Origin of the sequence: Streptomyces laculatispora, from assembly GCF_017353455.1 — a bacterium.
In the GTDB taxonomy this organism is placed as follows: Bacteria; Actinomycetota; Actinomycetes; order Streptomycetales; family Streptomycetaceae; genus Streptomyces; species Streptomyces laculatispora.
This window is the reverse complement of record NZ_JAFMPZ010000207.1, coordinates 1-6,181: the sequence shown is the minus strand read 5'-3', so window position 1 is coordinate 6,181 and position 6,181 is coordinate 1. Positions and strand designations below refer to the sequence as shown.

4 protein-coding genes and 1 pseudogene are annotated in these 6,181 nt (G+C 72.3%); all 5 read right to left on the bottom strand.

Annotated elements, in window-relative coordinates; translation table 11 throughout:
- Positions 1–405: pseudogene (locus J1C73_RS12060) on the bottom strand (hypothetical protein); the annotation flags it as partial.
- A 4-nt stretch (positions 406–409) separates the two neighbouring features.
- Entirely contained in the window at positions 410–1,348 is a 939-nt protein-coding gene (locus J1C73_RS12055) for an AAA family ATPase (protein ID WP_207316362.1), read from the bottom strand.
- Positions 1,345–1,758: a CU044_2847 family protein gene (locus J1C73_RS12050; protein ID WP_242644050.1), complete on the bottom strand. Its 414-nt coding sequence runs from the start codon at positions 1,756–1,758 to the stop codon at positions 1,345–1,347. The genes J1C73_RS12055 and J1C73_RS12050 overlap by 4 nt, the downstream gene beginning before the upstream one ends.
- An 83-nt stretch (positions 1,759–1,841) precedes the next feature.
- The gene (gene fxsT, locus J1C73_RS12045) at positions 1,842–4,835 is read right to left on the bottom strand and encodes an FxSxx-COOH system tetratricopeptide repeat protein (protein ID WP_207316361.1); all 2,994 of its coding nucleotides are present in this window, start codon (positions 4,833–4,835) and stop codon (positions 1,842–1,844) included.
- Between the two features lie 78 nt (positions 4,836–4,913).
- The coding region (locus J1C73_RS12040; protein ID WP_207316360.1) for an aKG-HExxH-type peptide beta-hydroxylase at positions 4,914–6,181 on the bottom strand (1,268 nt) is incomplete at its 5' end.

The following is a 6,181-nucleotide window of genomic DNA, read 5'->3' as shown; positions in this document are numbered from 1 at the left end:
GAGCTGGACGGCGGCCCGCATCCCCGGAACGCTCAGCCGGGCCAGGTCGGGCACGACGACGAGCGGCGGGCGGGCCGCCGTCTCGGCCAGCGGTCCGGGCCCGAGGGTGAACTCGATGCCGCCCGCGCCCCGCCGCACCAGGGGCCGCAACCACAGGTCCTCGTCGGCGGTCGCCGCGTCGAGCGTCGTGCGGGGCACCCCGGTCCCCGGCGGCAGGCCACCGGCCACGCCGAGCACCTCGGCGAACACCGTGGCCACGGCGGGGACATGCTCCGGGGGCAGGTCGAAGAGCAGGACACCCGTGAGTGCCGGTTCCAGCGCGGAGCAGACGAGCGCGGTCAGCAGCCGGTGGGAGGCATCGTCCCGTTCCCCCGGGTCCTGGGTCCGCGTCGGCCGGGCGGACACGCGCTCAGCCGAACAGGCCGGCGAGGACGGCGTACTCCTCCGGCCCCCAGGCGAACTCCGCGCCGTGGGCGGATTCGGGCCTGCGGTGCCGCAGCGCGAGCGGCAGCACCCGGTGCACGTGCCGGGGCTCCACCCGCCGCGCCGACTCCCTGGCGGCCAGCGCGCGGGCGGCCTTGGCCACCAGGAGGTCGCCGCGTTGCCCGACGGCGCCGGACAGGGCGGCCGCCTCGGCACAGAGCCTGCTGACGTCCTCCTCCAGCCGGACCTCCGTCAGCCGCTCGCGGGCCGCCAGCAGCCGCTCGCGCAGCCGCCCGTTCTCCTCATGGGCGGCCCGCAGCCAGGCGGAGTCCACGGCTTCGAGCTCTTCCTCGAAGGTGAGCACGATGGTGATCATCCGGTGGCGCTCCTCGATGTCCAGCTCGGCCGCCGTGACCATGAGCCCGAAGCGGTCGAGCAGTTGGGCGCGCAGACTGCCCTCCTCCGGATTCATCGTGCCGACGAGCCCGAAGGAGACATGGGTCTCGGTGTCGATGCCCTCGCGCTGCACGGACAGCACCCCGGTGGAGACCACGTCCAGGATGATGTTGACGATGTGGTCGTCGAGGAGGTTGACCTCGTCGACGTACAACATCCCCTTGGCATGGGCCTCTTCGAGCAGCCCGGCCTGTCGCCTGGCCTCGCCGCGCATCAGCGCGTCCAGCTCCCAGCCACCGAGCACCCGGTCGTCGGTCGCGTTGATCGGCAGGGTGACGGGCAGCCTGCCGCCGGTCATCAGCGCGAAGGCGCGGACGACGGTGGACTTGGCCGTGCCGCGCTGTCCCGCGATCAGTACGCCGCCGATGCCCGGGGCGATGAAGTTCAGCTCCAGGGCGAGCTTCAGCTCGTCCTGCCCGACGACGCGGCTGTACGGGAGGATCGGGACCGCCCGCGCCGGCTCGCTCATGAAGGCGTCACCGTGGTGGTGGCCCGCTCCTCGCGTCCCGGCTGCCAGCGGAAGGTGACCTGGATCTGCGCCTCCGCACCGGCCTTCACGACGGCCGCCATCCCGGCCTCGAAGGTGATGCCGACCTGGAGCTCGATCTCGTCGGGCCGCAGCCCCTGCCCCAGGTCACCGAGCCTGCGCATGGCCTGGGAGGCGCACCGGCGTGCGAGGTCGAGGCCGTCCCCGTACAGATCGCCCGCCGTGCCCAGAGCGCGTCGGGCGGCGCCCGCGGCGTCCCGGGTCTCCTCGCTGTCGTACAGCGAGTCCACATCGGTGGCGGGCATCCCGGCCCGGGTGTACGCCTCGGCGTCCACCACGACCGGGATCGGACCGTCCGCCCCTGGTGCCACAGCACCCACAACGACCGCCATGCGCGCCCCCTGAATGACCAACCGGCTGGTTTCACAAGGTTACTGACGGACACTCATGTCCCGCACGGGTTCCGGGCAGGTGCTCAGATCATCTGTGGCTCGAAGTCCCAGAACGGCCGGTTGCGGGACCTTGCGGAGACGGTGTGGACGTGCTGGGCGCCCAAGGTGGTCGCCAGATCGTCGAGCGCCTCCGTCTCGACCTTGTCCGCCCGCTGGCGGTCGCGGAGTCCGCGCAGATCGGCCGCGTGCGCGATGCGGGCGGTCAGGGTCAGCGGGTGGGTCCTGCCGAGGGTCTCGGTGGCCCGGGTGACGACCGAGTCCGTCAGCGCGGCGGCGGACTCGGGGTCGCCCACGAGATTGCGCAGCGCCGCGGCGTTGACCGCACAGCCGAGCGTCCAGGGGTGGTTCTCGCCCACCGCCCGGCCCATGTCCACGAGCACCTCCTCCAGGAGGTGGTACGCGTGGTCCCGCTCCCCGACGTTGCGCAGGATCAGCGCGTGGTTGCCACGGGTGCCCGCCACATAGGGGTGCTGGTCGCCCAGCATGTCCACGTACCCCTGCACGACCTTCTCGCTTATGGCGCGGGCCTGGTCGATGTCGGCGTGCTCCCGGGCGAAGAAGCTCTGGCTGGTCGCGAACATCATGGTGAGCGGGTCGTCCTCACCGAGTACCCGCTCGCCCCGCTCCAGCACCCGGCTGAACAACGCCGCCGCCTGCCTCCGCTCACCCGAGCGGTAATGGCAGAGCGCGAGGTTGTGCTCGGCCTGCAGGGTCTGCGGGTTGTCCTGGCCCATGACGATCCGGTGCACGCGGACGCTCTGGCTCTGGAGCGATTCCGCCTCGGCGTACCGGCCGAGGAGGCGCAGGTCGGTGGTGTAGTTGACCTCGGAGTAGAGGGTCCAGCTGTGGCGCGCGCGGAGCAACTGCCGACGCGCCTCCAGGGTGCGCCGGTTGAGTTCCAGCGACTCCTCGTACCGCCCGAGCAGACGCAGGGACATACCCAGGTTGTTCTGCGCGCTGAGCGTGCGCGAGTCCTGTTCCCCCAGCAGTTCGCGGTACGAGGCAAGGATCCAGCCGGACATCTCGTGCGCCTCGTCGTACCGCCCGAGGCCGCGCAGGTCGGCCGCGAGGCCGCCGGCGGCGCGCAGGTGCTCCAGGTCCTGGGCGCCGCGTTCGGTGCGCAGGTGGTCGACGGCTGCCCGCTCGATCGCCTCGGTTCCGGCGTAGTCGCCGACCGCGCGCAGCAGGTTGGCGTAGTTGTAGCTGAGGTCCCAGACCCGGGGGTGGTTCTCGCCCAGCAGCTCGCCCCAGGCCTTCATGGCGCGGGAGCCCAGCTTGATGCCAGCGCGGTACTCCCCGGAGAGGTACATGTAGCGCAGGCAGTTGAGCACCAGCGAGTGCACCGCGGGGTCTGCGCTGCGCAGCACGTCGGCCCACTTCAGGTGCGGGGTGATCTCGGCGTATCCGGGCCACAGCCGGGTGTCGGTGGGGCGGCCCGGGTCCGCGGAGGCGAGCGCCCGGCGGACCACGTCGGTGAATTCCTCGCGGTCGCGCTCCGGCATGTCCTTGCGGACGATCTGGTGGACCATGCGGTGCAGATAGATCGACTCGCCGGAGGACGTCTCGTCGATGACGGACTCGTGGGACTCCAGGCGGACCACGGAGTACTGGCGCAGCTGGCTGATCGCCCTGTTCCAGAGCAGCGGGTCGTTCATCAGGCCGGAGAGCTGCTCGGGCAGCTCGCCCGGTGGCATCTCCTTCAGCAGCCGTACGGGGATGGAGCCGGGTGCGAAGAAGCTGCACAGGCGGAGCAGGTCGACGGACTCGGGGACGGTGTCCCTGAGCTTGTTCAGCAGTATCGACCAGGCGGTCTGGAAGGCCAGCGGGAAGTCGGCGGAGACCTTGACGACGTCCTGGTCGATGCCGCCGCCGAGGAGCTCGATGTACTCCTCGACCGACATGTCGGAGTCGTTCAGCCAGCCCGCGGTCTGGTCGAGCAGCAGCGGCAGGTCCTCCAGCGCCTCGGCGAGCCGGTCGGCCTCGGTACGGGTGAGGCGCGGGGCCCGGCGGAGGATGAAGGCGACCGATTCGTCACGGTCGTAGACCGGCACCTCGACCAGGTTGCTGTTGTGCTCGCCCCACTCGGGGTTGCGGGACGTGATCAGGACATGACCGGGGCCCGTCGGCACCAGGTCCCAGATCTGCTCCGGCTCGTCCGCACCGTCCAGAACCAGCAGCCAGTGGGAGTGCGGATCGCCGCGGCGCAGCGAGTCACGCACCGCGCGCAGCCGTTCGCCGTACTCGGCGCCGGTGGACAGACCCAGCTCCGGGGCGAGTTCGGCGAGCTTCTGACGGTAGAGGGCACGCCGGTCGGCGGGCACCCACCACACCACGTCGTACTCGGAGCCGAACCGGTAGACGTACTCGGCGGCCAGCTGTGTCTTGCCCACCCCCGACATGCCGTGCAGCGTGACGACGCCCGCACCGGCCCCGGCGTCCTGAAGGGCCGTGTAGGCCTTGCTGAGCAGTTCCTCGCGGCCGGTGAAGCGGGTGTTGCGGCGCGGCACCCCGCCCCACACCTCGGGGGTGTCGGCCGGGTAGCGCGGGCCCGGCCGCGCCGCGGCGGACTCGGGCAGCGGGTCGGTGGGCAGTCCCAGGCGGACGAGCAGCCGGCGCTCGGCCTCGTCCGTGCCGACGTTCGTCAGGTCCGCGGCGCCGAAGACCGAGGTGGCACCGGGAAGGGCCGAGGTGGTGACGGACACGGCGGCGAAGCGGTCCGGGTCAGGGGCGACGACCTCGCGCAGGGCTCGGTTCCACTCCTCGTGACCGCGGGGGCCGACCTGGAAGTACCAGTCGCTGAGCAGGACCAGGATCCGGCCGCGGGAGAGCATCAGGTCCCGCAGGGCGTCCTCCAGCGGGACCTCCACCGGAGGGTCCCAGCGCTGCTGGACGACCGTCACCCCGCGCCGCTCCAGCCGGTCCGCGATCCACGCCGCCCAGGCCCGGTTGAAACCGGCGAAACTGAGGGTGACGGTCTGCACCCCGGTTGCTCCAACTTGCTTACGCGTACCGGGCATTCAACCGTCTCCCTGACCTCGTTGCGAGCTTTTTCAAGATACACCGGAGGCTGTGCGCCCCACCGGAAACCTGGCTGCTCAGCTCCTGGGTGAACCGTTCCTCTGTTGCCATATCACCTTGGCGGTGCTCACGTACGCCTCCGCGCGAGCCAGGTGCCCCGTGGGTGGCGGCGAATCCTCCAGACGGTGGTAGACCGTGATCATCTCGTTGACGAGCACCCGCCCCTCGGTGGTCAGCGCGGCCGAGCCGGCCAGTACCGGCAGCACGGCGCCGACCTGCCGGTGGCAGCGCGCGTGTTCCGCCCAGGCCAGATCGCGGTGGGTGACCCGCCGCGCGCCGAGCGCGAACCGCTGCCAGTAGTCGGCGAGCGCCAGGTGCGAGTAGGCGCCCTGGAGCAGCCCGTCGAAGGGCCTGGGGTCGGAGCGCCACGGTGCGAAGTGGCGCGGGGTGGCGTCCTCGTGGTGCAGCCGGACGAGTGCGCCGAGCGCGGCGAGCTTGGTGTGCTGGAGTTCGTGCACGAGGGTCGAGGCGAAGTAGGCGGGGGTGGCGGGCTTGCTGCTGAGGACCGCGCCGAACGCCTCGCGCCGGGTGCCGCTGCAGTGGGCCGCGCCCTGGCCGGCCGGACCGGAGCCGGGCGGCGGTCCGAGCGGGACGAGGCAGCGCAGCAGGACGGCCGCTTCGGTGAGCCGGTGCTCGCCGCCCACGCGCAGCAGCGGTTCGACGCCGGACCAGGACTCGGTCCAGGCCTTGCGTTCGCTGTCGTCGATGTGGGTGGCGGCGCTCAGTCCGTGGCGTTCGAGCCCGGTGCCGCGGGTGCGGTACGGGTCGAGGTCGTCCAGGGGTACCGGGCCGGTGCCCGGCAGTACGGGGGGCAGCGTGAGCACCGGCAGCCAGCGGGGGTCGGCCGAGGCCATGGTGCCGTCCGGCAGGGCCCGTACCGAAAGGGGCGGCGCACCGGCCGGCCGGATCGTCATTTCGTCGTCGGCGTAGTCGAGTCCGACCGGGCCGGGGCCCGCCCGTACCGCCCCCAGGGTGGGCAGCGAGAGCAGCCCTTCGCGGGAGGTGAGCCGGGCGGTGCAGGGCAGTGCGGCCCGGATCGCGGCGGCCGCGGCGAGGGCGCTCAGGTGGGCCAGGTCGGTGTGGAGTTCCGGGGTCGGGGCGGTGGTGGCGGTGAGGCCGCCCAGGAGCCGCTGCGCCCAGGGGCCGGCCATGGGGTGGAACAGCACGGTGCGCACCGCGGCCCGGTCGGTGCGCTCCGCCGCTTCGAGCAGCGCCCAGTCCTCGCGCAGCCGGTCGAGCAGTGGGGGCGGGCATACGGTCGTGGGGGCGGCGGCCGCCGCCCCCA